We start from the raw sequence: 21,918 nt of genomic DNA on the forward strand, positions 1-21,918 counted from the left end.
ATAAATAAAATATTTTAAACAAACTACTTAAATACTTAAACAAACGACTTAAAACAATCAACATTACGTTTTACGAAAACGTTCTCTTCTAAAAATAAACCAACATATCGCTTTTTTTTTCAAAATTTTATTCAAAAGAAATTGCGTTTTACCAAGTAATTGTTTAAAGTTGCAGAATATTTATGTTTACGCCTAAATAATAATAAACCCCATTATCTAAAATTGAACGAAATTCAAAAATTAAAATTTGACATAAAACTTCAAAATCACATTTGGTTTTGGGGAGGATATTTTACTCTTAATTTTTTACGTTGGGGCGCATATTTTAATGATTATCCTTATTCTTTTAAATCGAATTTGATTGAATTTTCATTACACATTCCATTAGTCTATTTTAACCTTTTTGTTCTTGTTCCGAAATTTGTTTTAAAACAGAAATACATTCAATACACATTTGCTTTGCTATTGAGTTTATTTGGAATCTATTTATTAAAAACCGCACTTACTTATTATATCATTTCTGAAAATATTTGGCCGGAAGCCAATCGTGAATATCATCCTTTTGAGATTAATCATATTGTAGCGGTTTGTATTGGAGAACTTTACGTTTTAGCAATGGCTTCATCGGTTTATCTTACTTTGACCTGGCTGAGAGAACGCGAAAGAAACAGATCGTTACGAGAAAATCAATTTAAGATCAAGCTGAAATATCTTGAAAATCAGATTCAGCCACATTTTTTCTTCAATACTTTAAACAATTTGTATGCTTTATCATTAGAATCTTCAAATAAAGTTCCTGATGTAATTATCAAATTGTCGAATTTGATGGAATACGTTTTATATGATGTAAAAGGAACCAAATTTGTGCCTCTGATAAAAGAGATCGATTATATTCAGAATTACATTGAAATCGAGAAATTGCGCTTTGAAAATGTCGAAGTTACTGTTAACCTTGAATCTGATATTGAAGATGTTGTTGTTCCTCCATTAATTTTTATTTCATTGGTTGAAAATGCCTTTAAACATGGATGTTTGAACAACCCTAATCTAAAAATCAAAATCAATTGTAAGGTTATTGATAATAAATTGTTAGATTTTGAAATCCTAAATAATTTTGTAATTTCACAAAATCTTAATCCAAAAAGCGGTATTGGTTTAGTCAATACTAAAAAGAGATTGAAATTAATCTATAAAAATAATTTCAGCCTAAAACACAAAACCAAATTAAATTACTATATAATCCGTTTGCAAATACCTATTCATAATGAAAATTAAATGCGTATTGATTGATGATGAGCCATTAGCTATCAAAGTCTTGCAAAATTATTTTAACAATTTTACAGATTTTGAAGTTATTGCTACGTTCAATAATTCTCTTGAAGCACTTGATTTTATAAACAGTACGCCTGTTGACGCTGTCTTTTTAGACATCAACATGCCTATGATGACGGGATTTGAATTGATTAGCTTAATCGAAAATAAAACCAAAGTTATTATTACTACTGCTTTTAGAGAGTTTGCTGCAGAAAGTTATGATCTTGATGTATTAGATTATTTAGTAAAACCTATTCCGTTGCCACGATTTATAAAATGCATTAATAAAATCACAACCGAATACAATTTAAAAAACAATATTAAAGTAGAAACGACAAAAGGCGATTCTCATATTTTCATCAAAGTCGATAAAAAAATGATGAAAATTAATATTGAAGAAATTTTATTTGTTGAAGGAATGAAGGAATATATTAAAGTCGTAACGCCCGATAAAACCTATATTACCCACAAATCTTTAACTTCTTTATCTGAAGAATTACCTGCAGATCGTTTCCTGAGAATTCATAAATCTTACGTTATTGCGCTCAATAAAGTAAAATCTATAGAAGGAAACCGAATTCAAATACAATCTTACACCATTCCTATTGGTCGAAATTACAGTAAAGATGTAAAAAACAAAATTCTTGAATAAAATACATTTCCATTTTTCGTTTTCTAACTAGGTAAAAATTAACACATTGTTGAAAAAATGATGCCGTTGGTTTAATTTTAACATTATTTGTGCCTTTTTATTTTTTTTTAATATAGTTAACAAATATATTTACGGTCTTCAAAAAACAATAAAATTAAAAAATTAACCTTATTAAAATTATGAGTTCAGAAAATGTACAAACCAAATGGGGGCAGTTCATTCCCCTTGTCGTAGTATTCTTCTTTTGGGGATTTGTTGCTGCCAGTAATGATATTTTAATTCCTGTTTTTAAAACAGCATTTAATTTATCTCAAGGAGAAAGCCAATTAGTATCATTAGCCTTTTATATTGCTTATACAGTAGGATCGCTAATATACATGGGTATTTCCGTTTTAATTAAAGAAGATTTAGTTAATAAAATAGGATACAAAAATGGTCTTTCATTAGGTTTACTTATTTCTGCACTTGGAACATTATTATTTTATCCTGCTGCAAATACAGGTTCATTTCCTTTAATGTTATCAGGATTATTCATCGTAGCACTAGGTTTTTCATTGCAACAAACAGTTGCTAATCCTTTGGCTATTGCGCTTGGACCTATTACAACAGGATCTCAACGTTTAACTTTAGCAGGTGGAATCAACAATTTAGGAACTACAATTGGACCGCTTATTGTGAGTTTTGCAATTTTTGGATCAAGCACAGGTTCTTCTACTTTAAGCATCGAAAGTGTAAAAATTCCTTATTTAATATTAGGATTAGCATTTTTATTAGTTGCTATTTTATTAAAATTCTCTTCATTGCCAGACAGACCTGCATTAATTGAAGAAGAAATTATTCACGACGGATCAACTGCAAAAAAATCTGCATTACAATATCCACAATTAGTAATGGGAATGATCGCTATCTTCCTTTACGTTGGTGTTGAAGTTTCTACAGCAAGTAATTTACCTGCTTACATGGAAAGCAAATTAGGCTTTTTAACTCAGGAAGTTGCACCTTATATCTCATTATATTGGGCAAGTTTAATGATTGGTCGTTGGACAGGAGCTATCGAAGCTTTTACAGACAAAGCCAGTTTACAACAAATATTACGTTTCGTTGCACCTTATTTAGCTTTTGGAGTTTTCTTAGCAGTAAACGCAATTGCGAAACACGATTTAACTCCTTTCTATATCTACGGATTAATCATTTTGGTACTTATTGCTGCTGATATCGCAAGTAAAGGAAATCCGGCAAGAATGTTACTTATATTTTCTGTATTAGGAATTATTGCTTTAACTATCGGAATCACAACTAGTGGTATGGTAAGTGTTTACGCTTTTACAAGTGTTGGTTTATTCTGTAGTACACTTTGGCCATGTATCTTTACATTAGCTGTAAGCGGATTAGGAAAAAACACTAGCCAGGGTAGTAGCTTCTTAATCATGATGATTATGGGTGGTGGAGTTATCAGCTGGTTACAAGGTTTTGTATCTGAATTCATTGGTATTCAAGCTAGTTATATTGTTGGAATTTTATGTTTTTCTTACCTTGCATTTTATGCTTGGAGTGTTAGCGGAATCCTTAAAAAACAAGGAATTAATTTCGACAAAAAACTTTCAGGAGGTCACTAAAACTGAATAAAAAATAAAAAAAATCCCAAGTTTCAATTACAGATTGAAATTTGGGATTTTTTATTGCTTCCTAATTTTTACTTCGCAGTCAAAACTGCATTTATGTTCTTCTTAAAAATAGCTTTATTTTGAGCAGATATTGTATAAACAACATCTTTATCAGCATGCACGATTATCTTATTAATATTGGCATCTAAAAGTACTTTCGGGTTTTTTATTCTCAATGTACATGCACCATCAAAATAACCATCATCTTCTATAATTTTTTTTGCCTCGATAACAGTTCCATCATCTAAAACTGCCGAAATCGTCATGCTTTCATTTAATGTTTTAGAATAAAAGCCATCCATAACCAATAATAATCGGTAGGAATTTCTCATTTCAGGACCTTTAAATTCATGACGTGTAAAGTTATAGCGTAAACCTTTTGCCAGCGTCTGAAATTTTACGGTACAGTCTAACTCAAAAGTGGCTACATCACCAGTTTCATTAACACTTTTCAAAACTTTGGCCTGAGCATTTGCATTTAAGCCAGCCATTAAAAAAACCAGTATTACTATTATATTTTTCATAAGTCGTTCTTTTTGAGACTTATAAAAGTAAAAAAAAATCGCCATTTTCTGATGAAAATAGCGATTTAATATATTGTGTTTAAGTATTTTACTTATTTCCTTTTTCGAAATCAGCAACAAACTGAGCCAATCCGATATCAGTTAAAGGGTGTTTCAACAATCCGTAAATTGCAGAAAGAGGTCCTGTCATAACATCAGCACCAATTTTAGCACAGTTTACAATATGCATTGTATGACGTACTGAAGCTGCTAAAATTTGAGTTTCGTAACCGTAGTTATCATAAACTTCTCTAATTTCCTGAATTAAGTTTAAACCATCAGTAGAAACATCATCTAAACGGCCAATAAACGGAGAAACATAAGTAGCTCCTGCTTTTGCAGCCAAAAGTGCCTGACCTACAGAAAACACAAGTGTAACGTTTGTTTTAATTCCTTTATCAGAGAAATATTTTGCCGCCATAACACCTTCTTTTGTCATTGGCAATTTTACTACGATTTGATCATGCAATTCAGCCAATTCCTCACCTTCCTTGATCATCCCATCATAATCCAGCGCATTTACTTCAGCACTTACATCACCTTCAACAAGGTCGCAAATGTCCACATAATGCTTTAAGATATTGTTTTTTCCGGTAATACCTTCTTTTGCCATCAAAGACGGATTAGTCGTTACACCATCTAAAACACCTAAAGCCTGTGCTTCTTTAATCTGAGCTAAATTAGCTGTGTCAATAAAAAATTTCATATTTATATCTATTTAATTGTGTTCATTTTAAAAACAAAATCTGAGAAGAACAGTCGTTCACCTAAATTTTGGTGCAAAATTACAACTTATAATTTTTTTAAAATTAAAATGTGAAAAATAATTATAACTTTCAATTCCAAATTCATTAAAGCTTTCATTAAAAAAATTGTATTTTTAAAAAATAAAATTTCCCCAAAGTGTTAGAACAAAATTTTCAACAAGACGTAATCAATATTCAAAATATATCAATTCTTCCAAAATTACTTGATGTAATATCACAAACTACCGGAATGGGTTTTGTTGCAGTAGCAAGAGTTACTGAAGACAGATGGATAACTTGCAGTGTTTTGGATAACGTAGAATTTGGTTTAAAACCAACAGATGAATTACAGATAAAAACAACAATTTGTGATGATATCCGCAAAAATTCAAGATCGGTAATAATCGATAATGTCAATGAAGATGATGAGTTCAGAAATCATCACACGCCAGCAATATATCAATTTCAAAGTTATATTTCTGTACCGATTATGCATCAGGACGGAACTTTTTTTGGTACTTTATGCGCTATAGATCCAAAACCAAATAGTTTAAAAACATTCAAGGTTCGTGAAATGTTTAATTTGTTTTCGGAGTTAATTTCTTTTCATTTAAATCTGGTAGAACAAACAATCGAAAATAAAAAACCAAAAAAAAACCTATAAATATATTTTGTTTTGAAAAATAAAGGAGGAAAATTTGATTTATTCCAACAGGAAAATTTTCAAAAATTGCTCTCTCAATTTTTATGCAAAAACTATTTAATTGAATTGTTTCTGTTCAATTCTTTCAATTCATTTCTAATTTCCTCAAGAACATTCAAAATATCTTCTTTATAAAGTTCAGCGTTGTTTATCTTATTGCTTACTGAATTCAATATTTTTCGAACAACATACCAAATAACGACTAAAATTAAAACACAAAAAATAGTTGGCCATAAATCAATAATTTGCTGCATATCTATAATTTATAATGGTTCATTAACATTTTTTCATACATCTTATCCGGAAGCGCGCGTTTTAAAACAATTGAAAATTTCTGCATAAAAACGCCAACTTTATAATGCACTTTTGGACTTTTTTGCTGCATAATTTTATAAACCGCTTCAGCCATTTCGTTTGGATTACTGCCTGCATCAACATGCTCATTCATTGTTGACAGTACACCTCCATAAACTTTTTCATAAGCAGATCCCTGAAGAACCGGTGCATGATAACGTCCTGCAGCAATATTAGTAGCAAAATCGCCCGGAGCAACATTTGTAATTTCAATTCCAAATGATTTCACTTCCATTCTTAAAGCTTCAGTAATTAATTCTAAAGCTCCTTTTGAAGCAGAATAAACACTTCTGTAAGGCAATCCCATATAACCGGCAATCGAAGTAATATTGATAATCAAGCCTAATTTTTGCTCACGCATTTGTGGCAAAACTGCTTTCATAACTTCAATTGGTCCAAAAAAATTAGTTTCAAAATTGTTTTTAATTTCTTCCATAGGAATTTCCTCCAAAGGTCCAGTAATTCCAACTCCGGCATTATTAATTACAACATCTAATCGTCCTGAGGTTTCAATAATTTTTGCCACAGCCAATCGAATAGATTCAGCATTTCGAACATCTAAAGCCACAAGTGGAAAAATAGAATTTAATACTTTTTCAGGATTTCGGCTTGTTCCGTACACTACGAAACCTTTTTGATGCAAAAATTCTCCAATAGATTTTCCGATTCCTGAAGATCCTCCGGTAATTAAAACGACTTTGTTCATTTTGAAGTTATGGGTTTTGAGTTATAAGTTATGAGATTGCTTCATTGAGGTAAACTTTAAACCTCTAATTAATAACCTTTAACTTTACGAAGTTCCAAAAATAAAAAAATCCTCCAGAAGGAAGACTACTTTTAAATTAATTCTAAAAAAAAATCCTGAAACATTTCAGGACATATAAAATAAAAAAAATGGCAAGCGACCTACATCGCACCGCTCAACCACGTACCCTTGCTATGTTCCCATCCTGGGGGAGTCTGCAGGAGCTGGTCGTGTAGGACTTGCCGGTGCAAATATACAATCTTTTTATATTTTTGCAAGAGCTTTGTTGCTATAAAAATATCGTCGTATATTGGCTTATTCAAATTTTTAACTATGAAAAAATATAACTTCCTAACTTTCATTTTATTAGGAATCACATTAATTGGATGTAAGGGTACAAAAAAAGGTGAAAATTCTTTGTTTACTATCGATGATTCGGCTTTTCCTGCACATTTTTTGTCTCAGGAAGCAGTTTCTATTGGTATTTTAAACCCAAATTCGAAAGAAGTTGATAGTATTGCCTACTTCGTAAACGATAAAAAAGTGGGAAGCAAAAAAGGAGCTGAAAAATTTAAATTTGAATTGAAAGATCAAAAATTAGGCTATCAATATCTAAAAGCGACTGTTTATTTTGGAAGTGATTCATCTGACGCAACTAAAAGAATTGAATTAGTTTCGAACGTTGAGCCAAAATTATTGAGCTACAAAATTGTAAATACATATCCGCACGATACAAAAGCTTTTACAGAAGGTTTAGAATTTCATGATGATGTTTTATTCGAAAGTACAGGACAAAAAGGAGATTCTTATTTTAGATCTGTAGATTATAAAACCGGAAAAGTAATTAAACAAGTTGACCTTGGTAAAGAATATTTTGGTGAAGGAATTACTTTTATCAACGGAAAATTATATCAATTGTCATGGCAGGAAAAAACAGGTTTTATCTATGATGCCACTACTTTTAAACTAGAAAAAACGTTTAAATACGATAAGGAAATTGAAGGTTGGGGAATGACAAATGATGGTAAATATATTTATCGTTCTGACGGAACTGAAAAAATCTGGAAAATGGAACCGGACACACAAAAATTGATCGATTATATTAATGTTTATTCCGGAACTTCTAAAATTAAAGTTCTTAATGAATTGGAATACATTAACGGGAAAATTTATGCGAATGTTTGGCAAAAAGATGCTATTGCAGTTATAAATCCAACTTCTGGAGCTGTAGAAGGAATTTTAAACATGTCTGGTTTACGTAAATTTATAAAACATCCTGAAGCTGAAGTTTTAAACGGAATTGCTTACAACCCAAAAACCAAAACTATTTTTGTTACGGGTAAATATTGGGAAAAAATGTTCGAAATAACCGTTTCAGAATAAGATATACTGAGTAAATTTAAACACGAATTTCACAAATTTTCACGAATTGATTAGTGATAATTTGTGAAATTTGTGTTTTATAATAAAATCTACATAATGATTACTTTAATTAAAAATATAAAAGAACTGCTTCAGGTTCGTGAAACTTCAATTGCTAAAGTTTCAGGAGCTGAAATGGCTGTTTTGCCTACTATTAAAAATGCTTTTTTAATTCTTGAAAACAACTTAATTGCAGATTTTGGTTCGATGGAAAATCTACCTGAAATTAACGCTGATACAATTATTGATGCCACTGATCGAATCGTTTTACCTTCCTGGTGCGACAGTCACACACATATTGTTTATGCGGGTAATCGCGAACAGGAATTTGTAGACAGAATCAACGGATTTTCGTATGAGGAAATTGCTAATCGTGGTGGCGGAATTTTAAATTCGGCTAAAAAACTCAACGAAACTTCCGAAGAAGAAATCTACGAGCAATCGAAACTTCGATTGGAAGAAGTAATGCATTTAGGAACCGGAGCTGTAGAAATAAAATCAGGTTACGGACTTACAATTGAAGGTGAATTAAAGATGCTTCGTGTTATTAAAAAACTAGCAGACAATTATCCAATTTCAATAAAAGCTACTTTTTTGGGCGCTCATGCTTTTCCTTTACATTACAAAGAAAATAAAGCGGGTTATATCGAAGAAATTATAACGAAAATGCTTCCTGAAATTGCCCAAAATAAACTGGCTGATTATATTGATGTGTTTTGCGAAACCGGTTATTTTTCTGTGGAAGAAACAGAAAAAATTATGGAAGCCGGAATTCAATTTGGGTTAAAGCCAAAAATTCATGTGAATCAATTTAATTCTATTGGAGGAATTCAGGCAGGAATCAAATTTAAAGCCCTTTCTGTCGATCATCTTGAAATTATGAACCCTGAAGATATTGAAGCTTTAAAAGATACTGAAACGATGCCTGTAGCTTTACCATCTTGTTCTTATTTTTTAAGTATTCCGTATACGCCGGCCCGAGAAATGATAAAAGCAGGTTTGCCACTGGCATTAGCAACAGATTTTAACCCTGGCTCTACTCCATCCGGAAATATGAATTTTGTTGTTGCAACGGCTTGTATTAAAATGAAAATGACGCCGGAAGAAGCTATTAATGCAGCAACAATAAATGGCGCTTATGCGATGGGAATTTCAGAAACCCACGGAAGTATTACAAAAGGAAAAAAGGCAAATTTAATCCTGACAAAACCTATTTCATCTTATTATCAGATTCCTTACGCTTTTGGAAGTAATTTGATTGAAAGTGTTTTTGTTGAAGGTAAAATTTTAGCATAAAAAAGAGGAGTTTTAAGCTCCTCTTTTTTTGTGGTATTTTTGATGTCTCTTCTTATTATCTTAAAGAAAAACTAGTTTTAGAAACTAACTCATCATTGTCAAAAACATTAATGAAGTAAGTTCCTTTTACGAAATCTTTACCTGGTAAATCTTCAGAAACATTTACTGTTTTGTTTTCATACTGAACAGTTGTTTTGAAGCTGTAAGTTAAAGCGTTTTCACCAAAATTCTCTGTTTTTTTGTCTCCTAAAACATTATTTTTAGCATCGATAACTTGTACGTAATACGTTTTATCACCAGATTTAGCAATTGAATTTTCAGCAATTGTAAAGCTAATTTTCAATATGTCTGCACGGCTTGCTTTATCAGTTTCAACTTGTTTTCCTGAGCTTTTCAATTTGTAAGCAGCAGTTTTTGTATTTAAAACTGATAATTTAGAACCTTTTTCAACAGTTTTAGCTAACTCTTCATTTTGACCAACTAATACTTCGTTGAATTTTTTAGATTCTCCTAAAACCACAATAGTACTATCTCTCTGAACTGTTAAAACACCATTTTGTTTTTTCAATTCATCGTTTTCAGCAACTAGAGTTTTCATTTTAGCTTGCATTCCTTGCACTTGATTTCTGTATTTAGATACATCTCCTTTAGATTTATTTAAATCATCCATCAAAGCTACTACTTTGTCTCTCTCCTGAATTAATTCATCAGACATTGAAGTATTTTCTGCAATTGCAGCATCATAAGTTGCTTTTAATTCTTGCAAATCTTTCATAACAGATTCCTTTTCTGTTAGAGTCGTAGTCAGCTCGGTTTTAACTACATCTGTATCAGATGATAATTTAAAAATATACACTAAACTACCAATTAGTAGGACTGCTAAAACTGCGATTACCGCCTTTAGACTTGAGTTGTTGTTCTTTGGGTTTTCCATATTTAATAATTTTCTTTAAAAACAAATTTAAGAATTAATATATCGTTATAACGTTACTTAGTGTAATTATATTATTTTTGGACAATATTTTTTTTTTATGGAGAAATTAATTCCTTTTACTATAAATGATTTAGCAAAAGTCACAAATCATCGAAGTGGTGAAATAAAATTTGGCGAAAAAATGATTATTATTCCCAAGGGAGTTGATAAAGTCGAATTTTTGAAAGAGAGCGAAGCTAAGTATGTATTGCTGGGAATTCCGGAAGATATTGGCGTGCGCGCTAATTACGGCAGGCCCGGAACAGCATCGGCTTGGGAAAGTGCCATAAAAAGCATTGCCAACATACAGCATAATCGTTTTTCTAAAGGAAGCCAGATTATTGTTTTAGGACATATTAATGTTTCTGAAGAAATGCGAGACGTAGAAAATCTTGATTTTAACGACATTGATGACCGATCTAAACTAAGTCAGTTGGTTGAAAAAATTGACAAGGAAGTTTCTCATATTATTTTTACTATTATCAAAGCCGGAAAAACGCCAATTATTATCGGCGGAGGCCATAATAATGCTTATGGAAATATTAAAGGTTCGGCTTTAGCCAAAGGAAAACCGGTAAATGCCATTAATTTTGATGCGCATTCTGATTTTAGGATTCTTGAAGGCCGTCATAGCGGAAACGGATTTTCTTATGCTTATGAAGAAGGTTTCCTTAAAAAATATTTCATTTTTGGGTTACATGAAAATTATACTTCAAAAAGCGTACTGGATATTATTAAAAAATTAGAAGATCGCGTTCGCTTTAATACTTATGATAGTGTCAATATTCGTAAAGAAAAAGATTTTGATAATGAAATGGCTTTGGCTTTAGAATTTATAAAAACGGATTCTTTTGGTATTGAAATCGATCTGGATGCTATTCCTAACATCGCGAGTAGCGCCATGACCATCAGCGGATTTTCGATTGAGCAATTGCGCCAGTTTGTATCCTTTTTTGGTGAACATAGAAATGCCGCTTATTTGCATATTTGCGAAGGCGCGCCAGATTTAGACCAATCGCCAAACAATCATTTAATTGGAAAATTAATTGGCTATTTAATAACGGATTTCATCAAGGCAAACAATGAAAAAATATAATTTGCTTAAATCGTAACTCCCTAATAACATATCATTTACCAAATAAAACCCGATTAAAATAAACGATTGGCTGAATAAACCTATCTTTGCACAGAATTTTAGTGCTTAAAACTAAATTTCTTAATACATAAGATATGTTATTCGAAGATTTATCACTTTCAAAAAGTATACAAAAAGCCGTATTTGAAGAAGGCTACCTAAACCCTACACCTATTCAGGAAAAATCTATTCCGATCGTTTTGGCCGGAAGAGACCTTATTGGTTGCGCACAAACAGGAACAGGAAAAACGGCAGCATTTGCCATTCCAATTATACATCAATTACACAGAATTGTAGGTTCATCTAAAAAAGCCAAACAAATTCGTGCCCTTATCGTTACCCCAACACGTGAATTAGCGGTTCAGATTGGACAAAGTTTTGATACTTATGCTAAATATACCAATTTAACACAATTGACTATTTTTGGTGGAGTTTCTCAAAACCCGCAAGTTGATACCTTAAAAAAAGGTGTTGATATTTTGGTAGCGACTCCGGGAAGATTACTTGATTTGCAAAAACAAGGTTTTCTTGATCTGGATCATTTACATACTTTGGTTCTGGATGAAGCAGATCAGATGTTGGATATGGGTTTTATTAACGATGTAAAAAAGATCGTAAAATTAACGCCTAAAAACCGTCAGACTTTATTATTCTCAGCAACAATGCCAATTGCAATTCGTGAATTGGCTGAAATGTTTTTGCAGGATCCTGAAAAAGTAGAAGTTTCTCCGGTTTCATCAACTGCTGAAAATGTTGAGCAACGTGTATATTTTGTAGAGAAAACAGAAAAAAGAAACTTGCTTTATCACTTGATAAAAAACGAAGATTTATCAAATGTTTTGGTTTTTTCAAGAACTAAACACGGAGCTGATAATGTTGTTAAAGCGTTACGCAAAAAAGATATTCCTGCAGAAGCTATTCACGGAGATAAATCTCAAAACGCAAGACAACGCGTTTTAGATGCTTTTAAAAATAAAGAAGTTGGTGTTCTTGTAGCAACAGATATTGCTGCAAGAGGAATTGATATTGATCAATTACCTTTTGTTATTAATTTTGATTTACCAAATATTCCTGAAACTTATGTTCACCGAATTGGTAGAACGGGTCGTGCAGGAAATGGCGGAATTGCAATTTCATTTTGTAGTAAAGACGAACATCCGTATTGGAAAGATATTCAGAAATTGATAAAGGTTGATGTAAAAACAATTACAGATCATCCGTATCAATGGCATGCGGGCAGTCCGGAAGCAACGGCAGAAAAACCAAAAAATTCTAACCGAAGCGGTGGCGCTCATAAATCGAGAAAATCAAATGCTTCTAAGCAAAATAAAAAACGTTGGTATTAACCAACGTTTTTTGTTTCGTATATTAAGTAATTTATAATCTTAAATAATTTTACAGGCTCGAAAGGTTTTATAATAATATCATTCATTCCTGATGAAATGGCTTCATCTGTAATTTCATCTTTATCAAAAGCAGTTAAAGCCACAATAGGCGTTTTTATACCCAATTGACGGATTCTTTTCGTCGTTTCAAATCCATTCATTAAAGGCATATTAATATCCATTAAAATAAGGTCAAAATCTTCTTTCTCGAGTATTTGTATCGCTCCAAAACCATCATCGACCACTTTACAGATATAGTTGTTTTTTTCGATTATTTTTCTGGTAACTAATTGATTAATGACATTATCTTCTACAATTAAAATTTTATATACTTCAGTAGAAGTCAGATCAACCTGAATTTCATCAATAATTATTTTTGTTTTTGCCAGATCACATTCAAAAGGAATGGTAAATGAAAAACATGTTCCTTCGCCAATATTACTTTGCAAAAGTATATTTGTTCCAAACAGTCCTAATAATCTTTTTACAATACTTAAACCTAATCCTGTACCCTGATAATCTTCATCTTTTCGTCCGACCTGAACAAATTTTTCAAAAATTTTACTTTGGTCAACAGTTGCAATTCCAACACCATTATCTTTTACCTGAAATTCTAAGTAATGAAATTTCCCTTTAATATTATCAAGATTCACAATAATTTCGACTTGACCATTTTTGGTAAATTTCAACGCATTACTAACTAAATTCATAAGAATCTGAGCGAGTCTTAGTTTATCTCCAATTAAATATTCGGGAATATTCGGATCGATAAAAATGGTGATTACATTATTGTTCTTTTGTGATAAAAAGGAAAGTGAATTTTTTATCATTGAAATTTCATCAGAAATATTGAATGTTAAATTTTCAAGGACGACTTTATTTTCTTCTATTTTATTGATTTGTAAAATATCGTTTACCAAAGACAATAAATATCTGGCAGAAAACTTTAAGGAACTCAAATGTTGGCTATTTGATAATTCTTTGTGTTCTTCCAGTAGCATGTTAGTTATACCTACAACGCCGTACAAAGGCGTACGCAATTCGTGGCTTATAGTCGAGATAAACTGAGTTTTTAATAATGAGGCTTCCTCTGCGATTTCTTTCGCTTGTAGAAGCTCTAAATTGAGTTTTTTCTTAAATCTGATATTCTTTATCAAAGTAATAATTAACAAAAGCAGAATAAAGGAAATTATGATAAAGAGAATAACAATAATCCTGGATTTTTTTAAACTTTGGTATTGAGAAATTTTTTCGTTTTCAATTTTTTCAATTTGCCTTTTGTATTCATCTAATTCAAGATTAAAACCAGCATTACTTGCTTTTTTAAGCTTTTCGTCATTGTAGATTTGTTCTGTTATTTTATTATAAGCTTCGAGATGAATGTAGGCTTCTTTATGATCTCCAATTTTTGTCAGGAATTTTGAATATTCTAAATGTGCATAAGACAAATCCGGTTTTTCATCTTTTGACTCGTCATAAGAAACCGCTTTTAGAAAATATTCATTTGCCTTACCATTTTCATTTTTACTGGACCAATACATTCCGTTTAAAAAATTCAAAGCAATATCATTTGATTTTCCTTTTAAATCATTTTGATGTTTATTGATATATTCCAGATAAGGCAATCCTTCACTATAGTTTCCAATCTTAAAATACGACCAAACTATATTCAGGTTTGTTATGGCAACTTCTTTGAGGTATTTTTCCTGTTTGCCAAATTTTAAGGATTCTTTATAATAAGCAATTCCTTTACTGTACATTTTTTTTTCAAAAAAATATAAGTTGCCTAAATTACTTGTTATCATCATTCTTAAACTAACAACATTCGATCGTTCTGCGTAGAATAATGCTTTCCTGTAAAAAAAAACGGCCTTATCAATTTCGCCTAAATCATGAAAGTTGATCCCGATTATATTGTAGTTTCGGGAAATCAAGGTGTCATTTTTTATATCAAATGCATATTGAAGGGCAATTCCGGATTTCTCTAAGGATTTTTCGTAATTAGTTTCATCTAAATAATCACAGGCTTGTTTGGTTAAGGCTTCAATTTTTACAACTGTTACATTATTGGTCTGGGCTGTCAGCTCAGGACAAAATATATTTAGAAAAATAAAAATTAAAAAACAAAATCTATTACAGGGCATAATTTGGAGTATGTTTATTCAAATATACATCTTTATAATACAAAACAATATGCAAGAGTATAATGTAAGCATTGAATAATCTATATTTTAATCATTTTTAATTTTAAACAACTGTCTGTTCTACAAGAAATTCTGAACTAATTTTAAGATAATAACCTCTACAGTGCACTCACTTCTAATTTCAAAAAAACAAGCAAAGGTAAACTTTAAACATTTTCAAAAAACAACATATTTGTAAGATACAAACACTTTTTTAACAAAATAATTAAAATTTCATGAAAATGAAAGAAAATAAAATTTAACTTTAACAAAATTAAAGAGACACAAGCCCCAAGTGTTTTTAAAAGATTGGAGCATTAAAAAACCAAAAACCATGTTAGAAAACTTTTTAAAATTTGAAGAAGCAGAAAAATTGACTAAGGCACAGCAAAAAACTATTAGTGGTGGTGATACAAATGCTCCACCTCCAGAAGATGACAGAAAAGGAAAAGTTGCATAGTTTAATTTATAAGGTTGTTTTTAAGTTCAATTTAAACTCTAAAAAAACCTGAACAATACATAACTAAAAAGCCGTAATGAATATCATTACGGCTTTTTTTATAAAGTTTTTTTCTTTAAATATTATTTTTCAGCAACAATATCTGATGCTTCTTTATCATTTTCCCACTGTCCAACTACAGAAGTTGCCAAAGCGTTTCCTAATACATTGGTTGCGCTTCTAAACATATCGCAAAAATGATCAATTGGTAAAATCAATGCAATTCCTTCGATTGGAATTTTAAACATACCGCAAGTAGCTGCAACGATAACCAGACTTGCTCTTGGTACACCCGCAATACCTTTACTGGTTAACATTAAAACCAAAAGCATTGCCATTTGTGTTCCCAAATCTAAATGCACGCCGTAAAACTGAGCGATAAAGATACTGGCAAAAGTCATATACATCATACTTCCGTCAAGGTTAAACGAATACCCAAGCGGCAGCATAAAGGCTACAATTTTGTCTTTAACACCAAAATCTTCTAATTCTTCTGTTAGTTTAGGAAAAACTGCTTCACTGCTTGTTGTCCCGAAAGCAATAGCTAATGGCCCAATAATACGTTTCAATAATTCGGTCATTCTTCCTTTTAAGAAAATATAACCTACTGCAATCAAAACAACCCATAAAGTACTGATTCCGACTAAAAATGATCCGAAAAATTTAAAATAGGTAATTATTAATTCTTCTGCATCTCTTATCGCAAATACTCCTGCAATCGCCCCAAAAACTCCAATTGGAGCAAAGTTCATTACGTAATTTACCATTTTCAGAATAATATGCGAAGCTTTATCAAACGCATTTATAACCGGTTTTACCGTACTTCCTAATGAAGCTGCTGCTAATCCAAAAAAGATAGAAAATATTACAATCTGTAAAATTTCATTGGTTGCCATTGCTTCAAAAATACTTTTAGGAACAATATGCTCAACAAAATTCTCAACAGATAATATTTTAGTTTTAGCCGTAACCTCAGAAGCCGTGTTCATATCAACATGCTCTAATTTCAAACCTACTCCCGGCTCTAAGATATTTACATAAAACATCCCTATTAATAAGGATATAAAAGAAGCAGTAAAAAACCATCCAAGTGCTTTTCCTCCAATTCTTCCAACTGTTTTTATATCTCCTAATTTTGCAATTCCTACTACTAAAGTGGTAAAAACAAGAGGAGCAATAATCATTTGCACTAATCGAATAAAAATAGTCGCAAGCATTTTTATTTTATTACTAAATGATACTGCGGCTTCCTGTGAAATTGAATTATGAATAATAATTCCCAGAACTGCTCCAAGCACCATTGCAATTATAATTTGCCCTGTTAATCCTGAAAGAAATGATTTTTTTTTGGTTTCTGTAACTTCTTGCATTAATTTATTTGTTTTAGATTAAAATATTAAGACCCTCACTGTCTTAACTTTTATTAATATGTTTTGTTGATTAAGTAAAAATCTGCCAAAACAATCGCGGCCATTGCTTCTACAATTGGCACTGCGCGAGGTACTACACATGGGTCATGGCGTCCTTTTCCAGTCATTGGTGTAATATTTCCTTTATTATCCAATGAATCCTGAGTTTGCATAATGGTTGCAACAGGTTTAAAAGCTACTCTGAAATAGATATCCATTCCGTTGCTGATTCCACCCTGAATTCCACCTGAAAGATTTGTTTTTGTAGTTCCGTCAGGATTGTATAAATCGTTGTGTTCGCTTCCTTTCATTTCAGATCCTGAAAAACCGCTACCGTATTCAAACCCTTTTACAGCGTTAATAGAAAGCATTGCTTTTCCTAATTCAGCATGTAATTTATCAAATACAGGTTCTCCTAAACCAACCGGAACATTTTGAATAACACATGAAACAACTCCACCAACAGTATCTCCCTGTTTGCGGATGTCACGAATATATTCTTCCATAATTGCTGCTGATTTTTCATCAGGGCAACGAACAGGATTACTTTCTATTTTAGAAAAATCCAAATCCTGATATGGTGTATCTAAATGTATTGGACCAACAGATGAAACGTATGCGTTAATTTTAATTTCTGGCAACATTTGCTTTGCAATTGCACCGGCAACTACTCTGCTTGCTGTTTCACGTGCAGAACTTCTTCCGCCTCCGCGATAATCACGAAAACCATATTTTTGATCGTACACATAATCAGCGTGGCTTGGTCTGTAATTGTCTTTTATATGAGAATAATCATCTGATTTTTGATTGGTATTCGGAATAATAAAACCTATTGGAGTTCCTGTGGTTTTTCCTTCAAATATTCCTGATAAAAACTGAACTGCATCTGGTTCTTTACGTTGGGTTACAATTGCTGATTGTCCTGGTTTTCTCCTTGACATTTCAAATTCAATTGCGTCTAAATCAAGTTGAATTCCTGATGGACAACCGTCTATGATTCCGCCTAAAGCTTCTCCATGCGATTCTCCAAATGTAGTAACTTTATATAGTGTGCCGTAGCTATTTCCTGCCATTATAATTTGTTTTGAGCAAATGTAAGTTTTATGAATTAAATTAAAAAATTTAAAATTGGTATTATTAAGCAAACATTCAACTGTTTAAAATCATAATTTATTAAAATTGCAATCGAATTGGTAACCTTTTGATAAAATAAAACCAAGCCAAATTTCTTTTATTTGTTAAACTTCAAAATAAGAAAAATTGAAAAAAAGAAACGTCGAATTGGTCATTATTTCAGATGTCCATTTAGGTACTTACGGCAGCCACGCTAAAGAGCTAAACAATTATCTATCAAGTATAAAACCAAAAACATTAGTCTTAAATGGTGATATTATTGATGCCTGGCAATTTAGAAAATCATACTTTCCAAAAGCGCACTTAAGAGTTATTCAAAAAATTATCGGAATGGCTTCTAAGGGAACAAAAGTCTATTATATTACCGGAAATCATGACGAAATCCTGAGAAAATTCAGCGATATGAATATGGGGAATTTTGCTTTGGTCGATAAATTACTTTTAGAATTAGACGGTAAAAAAGCCTGGATTTTTCACGGAGACGTTTTTGATGCTTCTGTACAACATTCAAAATGGATTGCAAAATTGGGCGGTTTAGGATATGATTATCTAATTCTTATGAACCGTTTTATTAATTGGATTTTATCTAAACTTGGCAGAGAACCTTACTCTTTCTCTAAAAAAATAAAAGCGAGCGTAAAAAAAGCAGTCAAATTTATCTCAGATTTTGAAACTACTGCTACAGACTTGGCAATAGAAAAAAATTACGATTATGTAATTTGCGGACATATTCATGAGCCCAAAATTATCACTAAAGAAAACAAATACGGATCTACTTTATATCTAAACTCTGGAGACTGGATTGAAAATTTAACGGCTTTAGAATACCATAAAAAACGTTGGAAATTGTTCTCCTATTCTCAAACAAACTTTACTGATGAAGAGAATCTTTTTGAAATGGAAGATATCCTCACTAATCATTTAATCACTTCAATAATCAAACAAAAGTAAATTTCATAAAGTATTAAATATGCGTGTTTTATAGTCAAATCTATTTTTAAACACGCTGTAGAATGGTTTTAAATGTGAATTATATAACAATTTAAAATAATTTTATACGTTTTCACTTTTACAGTAATTGTAAGTTTGAAAAAAATTAATACCATGTTTATGAAAAAGATTATTTTATCTGCGCTTATGCTAATTGGTTTAGCGTTTACGGCTCAATCACAAGAAATTGCAAAAAATGCATTAGGATTAAGATTAGGAGATAACAACGGATTTGGAGGTGAAGTTTCGTACCAAAGAGGTTTATCAAAAAATAACAGACTTGAATTCGATTTAGGATGGAGAAACAGTAATGATGTCGATGCTATTAAAGCAGTTGGACTTTATCAATGGGTTTGGAACATTGATGGAGGGCTTAACTGGTACGCTGGTGTAGGTGCTGGTTTAGCTGCGTGGGATGATAATCATTATTACAATAACAACAACAATTATGACCATAATGGTGTTTATGTTTTTGCAGCCGGTGATATTGGTATCGAATATGGTTTTGATAATGTGCCAATTCTATTATCATTAGATGCAAGACCAGAAATTGGTTCAGGATATTATAACGATGACAACTTTGGATTTGACGTAGGTTTGGGAGTAAAATTCAAATTCTAAATATCAAGTAAAAAAAATTGTAAAAAAAAGAAACCTGTCGCTATAACGACAGGTTTTTTTTATTCTTTATGTCAGGCTGAGCGAAGTCGAAGCACTAAACTAAACGTAAAGCTTCGACTTCGCTCAGCCTGACATTTAATCCTAACACTCTTTACTTGATAATAATTTCTTTTTTCGAATGTACTTTTACAACCGTATAAGGATAAGTGATTACCTGCATTACCATTGCATCTTTTGCAGGGCTATTTTCTTTTACCGTAATAATGATATTTTTATCCGTTTCTTCTACTTTTTCAACACCAATAGAATATCCGCCAGTGTTTTTTTCTCCCATATTCAGGATAACATAATTCGAATTGCTTATATCAGCCTGCTTCATTTTGTCTGCCAAAAGCGGATCTGTTTCAAGCATTTTGATTTCATTAGGTTCTGTCAAAATCTCAAAAAATTTAATATTTCCGCCACCGTCAGACTGCTCTGTTAGAATTTCATACAATGCTTTTGGGTCTGATGTTTTTTTCGCTCCACAAGAAACCAGAACAAAAATTATTAATACCGAAATTACTTTTTTCATCTGCGTTTATTTAAAATTAATGTTTCTCATATTTATAATCATCTATCGCTCTCTGATACAAAGCTTCATATTTAGGTAATATGTTTAAAATGTCAAATTTCTTCGCAACTTCTAATGCGTTTGCTTTAAACTGATTTAAAACATCATCATTTTCCAGAATTTTTATTGCATTTGCTGCCATTTCTTCCACATTCCCAACATTACTCAAATATCCTGAATAACCATCAAAATTAACTTCCGGTAAACCACCAGAATTACTTGAAATTACAGGAACTCCGCAAGCCATTGCTTCTAAAGCGGCCAAACCAAAACTTTCTGTTTCTGAAGGAAGTAAAAACAAATCTGTTAAAAGTAAAATTTTATCAATTTCATTACTGTTTCCAAAGAAAATTACCTTGTCATGAATTCCTAATTCCTGGCATAAAATCTCTGCTTTTTCTTTTTCAGGGCCATCACCAACCATCATCAGTTTAGCTGGCATTACTTTCTGGATATTATAGAAAATTTTAATAATATCCGGAATGCGTTTTACCTTTCTAAAGTTACTGATATGGGTAATAATGCGCTCATTTTCCTTTGCCATAACATAACGATGGCAAGGCTGCATCGGATCTTTCTTTACTTTATCCAATTCGATAAAATTCGGAATCACTTTAATTTTATTCTTGATTTTGAATAATTTCAAAGTATCATCTTTCAAACTCTGCGAAACAGATGTTACATAATCAGATTTATTGATACTAAAAGTCACCGCAGGTTTATAGAACGGATGATTTCCTACCAGAGTAATATCAGTTCCGTGAAGCGTCGTAATCATCGGAAGATTAATTCCTTCATTCTTCAACATTTGCTTCGCCATATAACCCGCATAAGCGTGTGGAATAGCATAATGTACGTGTAAAACTTCAATCTTATATAATTTTACCATATCGACCAATTTGCTTGACAAAGCCAACTCATACGGCTGATAATGAAAAAGAGGATATTCAGGAACGTTTACTTCGTGATAATGAACATTAGGATTTAAAAGTGCCAACCTAACCGGCTGACTATAAGTAATAAAATGGATTTCGTGTCCGCGTCTGGCTAATTCAAGACCTAGCTCTGTGGCTACTACCCCACTACCACCAAAAGTCGGATAACAAACTATTGCTATTTTCATGTATTAAATTTAATACTACGAAAGTACTCAAAATTCACGTTTAATTAAGTATTTCAATTGTTAGATTTTTGTGAATCTTAGATTTGTCAGATTATTAGAATGTTAGATCTTAAGAGTTTTAAAATCTGATTATATCTGTAATATTAATCGAGTTAAAGCAATTACTACTCCTAATTCATAACTTATAATTGATGATTTTTATCAGGAGCAGAAGTAATAATTTTCAGAAGAACCACTTGTCCCGCTGTCCGCTATATCTTTTATGGCCATCCCGAAGCTTCGGGAGCCATAAAAGGATATCGCTCCCATCGGGGCTAGATTAGAGGTTTTTGTTTTTATAAGAACTTTTTTTAACCCGACAGGTTTTGACGTAATTCGATCTTTGTCAAAGTTT

21 protein-coding genes and 1 other RNA gene are annotated in these 21,918 nt (G+C 31.6%); 11 read left to right on the forward strand and 11 right to left on the reverse strand.

Translation table 11 applies throughout. The features are described from left to right. The first annotated feature begins 222 nt into the window (after positions 1 to 222). From GKZ86_RS16580 to GKZ86_RS16590, 3 genes are all read left to right on the forward strand, one after another. Positions 223 to 1,275 carry a sensor histidine kinase gene (locus tag GKZ86_RS16580; protein ID WP_154784190.1) on the forward strand — a complete coding sequence of 351 codons (1,053 nt, stop codon included), beginning with the start codon at positions 223 to 225 and terminating at the stop codon, positions 1,273 to 1,275. Beyond that, positions 1,265 to 1,966 carry a LytTR family DNA-binding domain-containing protein gene (locus GKZ86_RS16585; protein WP_154784191.1) on the forward strand — a complete coding sequence of 234 codons (702 nt, stop codon included), beginning with the start codon at positions 1,265 to 1,267 and terminating at the stop codon, positions 1,964 to 1,966. The genes GKZ86_RS16580 and GKZ86_RS16585 overlap by 11 nt, the downstream gene beginning before the upstream one ends. Positions 1,967 to 2,145: 179 nt before the next feature. After that, the gene (locus GKZ86_RS16590; RefSeq protein WP_154784192.1) at positions 2,146 to 3,582 is read left to right on the forward strand and encodes an MFS transporter; all 1,437 of its coding nucleotides are present in this window, start codon (positions 2,146 to 2,148) and stop codon (positions 3,580 to 3,582) included. A 77-nt stretch (positions 3,583 to 3,659) separates the two neighbouring features. Here GKZ86_RS16590 and GKZ86_RS16595 read toward each other — a convergent pair whose 3' ends face one another. Further along, positions 3,660 to 4,154 carry a hypothetical protein gene (locus GKZ86_RS16595; RefSeq protein ID WP_154784193.1) on the reverse strand — a complete coding sequence of 165 codons (495 nt, stop codon included), beginning with the start codon at positions 4,152 to 4,154 and terminating at the stop codon, positions 3,660 to 3,662. A gap of 88 nt (positions 4,155 to 4,242) precedes the next feature. Further along, positions 4,243 to 4,899: a fructose-6-phosphate aldolase gene (gene fsa / locus GKZ86_RS16600; RefSeq protein ID WP_154784194.1), complete on the reverse strand. Its 657-nt coding sequence runs from the start codon at positions 4,897 to 4,899 to the stop codon at positions 4,243 to 4,245. Between the two features lie 197 nt (positions 4,900 to 5,096). Here fsa and GKZ86_RS16605 point away from each other — a divergent pair, with 197 nt between their 5' ends. Beyond that, positions 5,097 to 5,603, forward strand: coding sequence for a GAF domain-containing protein (locus GKZ86_RS16605; RefSeq protein ID WP_317173631.1), 507 nt, complete (start codon positions 5,097 to 5,099; stop codon positions 5,601 to 5,603). 92 nt (positions 5,604 to 5,695) lie between these two features. Here the strand turns inward: GKZ86_RS16605 and GKZ86_RS16610 are convergent, their stop codons facing one another. The 3 genes from GKZ86_RS16610 to ffs all read right to left on the reverse strand — a co-directional run bounded on the left by GKZ86_RS16610 (position 5,696) and on the right by ffs (position 6,986). Then, positions 5,696 to 5,896 carry a hypothetical protein gene (locus GKZ86_RS16610; RefSeq protein WP_154784195.1) on the reverse strand — a complete coding sequence of 67 codons (201 nt, stop codon included), beginning with the start codon at positions 5,894 to 5,896 and terminating at the stop codon, positions 5,696 to 5,698. 2 nt (positions 5,897 to 5,898) lie between these two features. Then, complete coding sequence (locus GKZ86_RS16615; RefSeq protein ID WP_154784196.1) at positions 5,899 to 6,702, reverse strand: SDR family oxidoreductase; 804 nt, start codon at positions 6,700 to 6,702, stop codon at positions 5,899 to 5,901. 186 nt (positions 6,703 to 6,888) lie between these two features. Then, positions 6,889 to 6,986: signal recognition particle sRNA small type (gene ffs / locus GKZ86_RS16620), an RNA gene on the reverse strand. A gap of 88 nt (positions 6,987 to 7,074) precedes the next feature. On the opposite strand from ffs, the gene GKZ86_RS16625 reads away from it, so the two are divergent. Beyond that, complete coding sequence (locus GKZ86_RS16625; protein WP_154784197.1) at positions 7,075 to 8,124, forward strand: glutaminyl-peptide cyclotransferase; 1,050 nt, start codon at positions 7,075 to 7,077, stop codon at positions 8,122 to 8,124. Positions 8,125 to 8,220: 96 nt separating this feature from the next. Next, on the forward strand, positions 8,221 to 9,459 hold the full coding sequence (hutI, locus tag GKZ86_RS16630) for an imidazolonepropionase (RefSeq protein WP_154784198.1): 1,239 nt from the start codon (positions 8,221 to 8,223) through the stop codon (positions 9,457 to 9,459). A 55-nt stretch (positions 9,460 to 9,514) separates the two neighbouring features. On the opposite strand, the gene GKZ86_RS16635 is transcribed toward hutI, so the two are convergent. Then, positions 9,515 to 10,393: a hypothetical protein gene (locus GKZ86_RS16635; protein ID WP_154784199.1), complete on the reverse strand. Its 879-nt coding sequence runs from the start codon at positions 10,391 to 10,393 to the stop codon at positions 9,515 to 9,517. Between the two features lie 97 nt (positions 10,394 to 10,490). Here GKZ86_RS16635 and GKZ86_RS16640 point away from each other — a divergent pair, with 97 nt between their 5' ends. Both GKZ86_RS16640 and GKZ86_RS16645 read left to right on the forward strand, forming a co-directional pair. Beyond that, positions 10,491 to 11,528, forward strand: coding sequence for a formimidoylglutamase (locus GKZ86_RS16640; RefSeq protein WP_154784200.1), 1,038 nt, complete (start codon positions 10,491 to 10,493; stop codon positions 11,526 to 11,528). Positions 11,529 to 11,662: 134 nt separating this feature from the next. After that, on the forward strand, positions 11,663 to 12,913 hold the full coding sequence (locus GKZ86_RS16645) for a DEAD/DEAH box helicase (protein ID WP_154784201.1): 1,251 nt from the start codon (positions 11,663 to 11,665) through the stop codon (positions 12,911 to 12,913). Here GKZ86_RS16645 and GKZ86_RS16650 read toward each other — a convergent pair. Further along, positions 12,910 to 15,096 (reverse strand): response regulator, encoded by a 2,187-nt coding sequence (locus GKZ86_RS16650; RefSeq protein ID WP_154784202.1) that lies wholly within the window; start codon positions 15,094 to 15,096, stop codon positions 12,910 to 12,912. The two genes, GKZ86_RS16645 and GKZ86_RS16650, sit on opposite strands and share 4 nt — an antisense overlap. 373 nt (positions 15,097 to 15,469) lie before the next feature. On the opposite strand from GKZ86_RS16650, the gene GKZ86_RS25575 reads away from it, so the two are divergent. Further along, the gene (locus tag GKZ86_RS25575) at positions 15,470 to 15,595 is read left to right on the forward strand and encodes a hypothetical protein (protein WP_255460115.1); all 126 of its coding nucleotides are present in this window, start codon (positions 15,470 to 15,472) and stop codon (positions 15,593 to 15,595) included. Between the two features lie 122 nt (positions 15,596 to 15,717). On the opposite strand, the gene GKZ86_RS16655 is transcribed toward GKZ86_RS25575, so the two are convergent. Continuing rightward, on the reverse strand, positions 15,718 to 17,004 hold the full coding sequence (locus tag GKZ86_RS16655; RefSeq protein WP_154784203.1) for a dicarboxylate/amino acid:cation symporter: 1,287 nt from the start codon (positions 17,002 to 17,004) through the stop codon (positions 15,718 to 15,720). 53 nt (positions 17,005 to 17,057) lie between these two features. Beyond that, complete coding sequence (gene aroC / locus GKZ86_RS16660; protein WP_154784204.1) at positions 17,058 to 18,116, reverse strand: chorismate synthase; 1,059 nt, start codon at positions 18,114 to 18,116, stop codon at positions 17,058 to 17,060. A gap of 187 nt (positions 18,117 to 18,303) precedes the next feature. On the opposite strand from aroC, the gene GKZ86_RS16665 reads away from it, so the two are divergent. Together GKZ86_RS16665 and GKZ86_RS16670 are read left to right on the forward strand one after the other, a co-directional pair. Next, the gene (locus tag GKZ86_RS16665) at positions 18,304 to 19,128 is read left to right on the forward strand and encodes a UDP-2,3-diacylglucosamine diphosphatase (protein ID WP_154784205.1); all 825 of its coding nucleotides are present in this window, start codon (positions 18,304 to 18,306) and stop codon (positions 19,126 to 19,128) included. 159 nt (positions 19,129 to 19,287) lie between these two features. After that, a complete protein-coding gene (locus GKZ86_RS16670; RefSeq protein WP_154784206.1) occupies positions 19,288 to 19,788 on the forward strand; it encodes a hypothetical protein in 501 nt (166 codons plus the stop codon). Positions 19,789 to 19,939: 151 nt separating this feature from the next. Here the strand turns inward: GKZ86_RS16670 and GKZ86_RS16675 are convergent, their stop codons facing one another. After that, positions 19,940 to 20,362 (reverse strand): protease complex subunit PrcB family protein, encoded by a 423-nt coding sequence (locus tag GKZ86_RS16675; protein WP_154784207.1) that lies wholly within the window; start codon positions 20,360 to 20,362, stop codon positions 19,940 to 19,942. Between the two features lie 16 nt (positions 20,363 to 20,378). Beyond that, the gene (gene bshA / locus GKZ86_RS16680) at positions 20,379 to 21,524 is read right to left on the reverse strand and encodes an N-acetyl-alpha-D-glucosaminyl L-malate synthase BshA (RefSeq protein WP_154784208.1); all 1,146 of its coding nucleotides are present in this window, start codon (positions 21,522 to 21,524) and stop codon (positions 20,379 to 20,381) included. Positions 21,525 to 21,918 lie beyond the last annotated feature (394 nt).

The organism is Flavobacterium sp. LC2016-13 (assembly GCF_009707955.1).
Taxonomy (GTDB): Bacteria; Bacteroidota; Bacteroidia; order Flavobacteriales; family Flavobacteriaceae; genus Flavobacterium.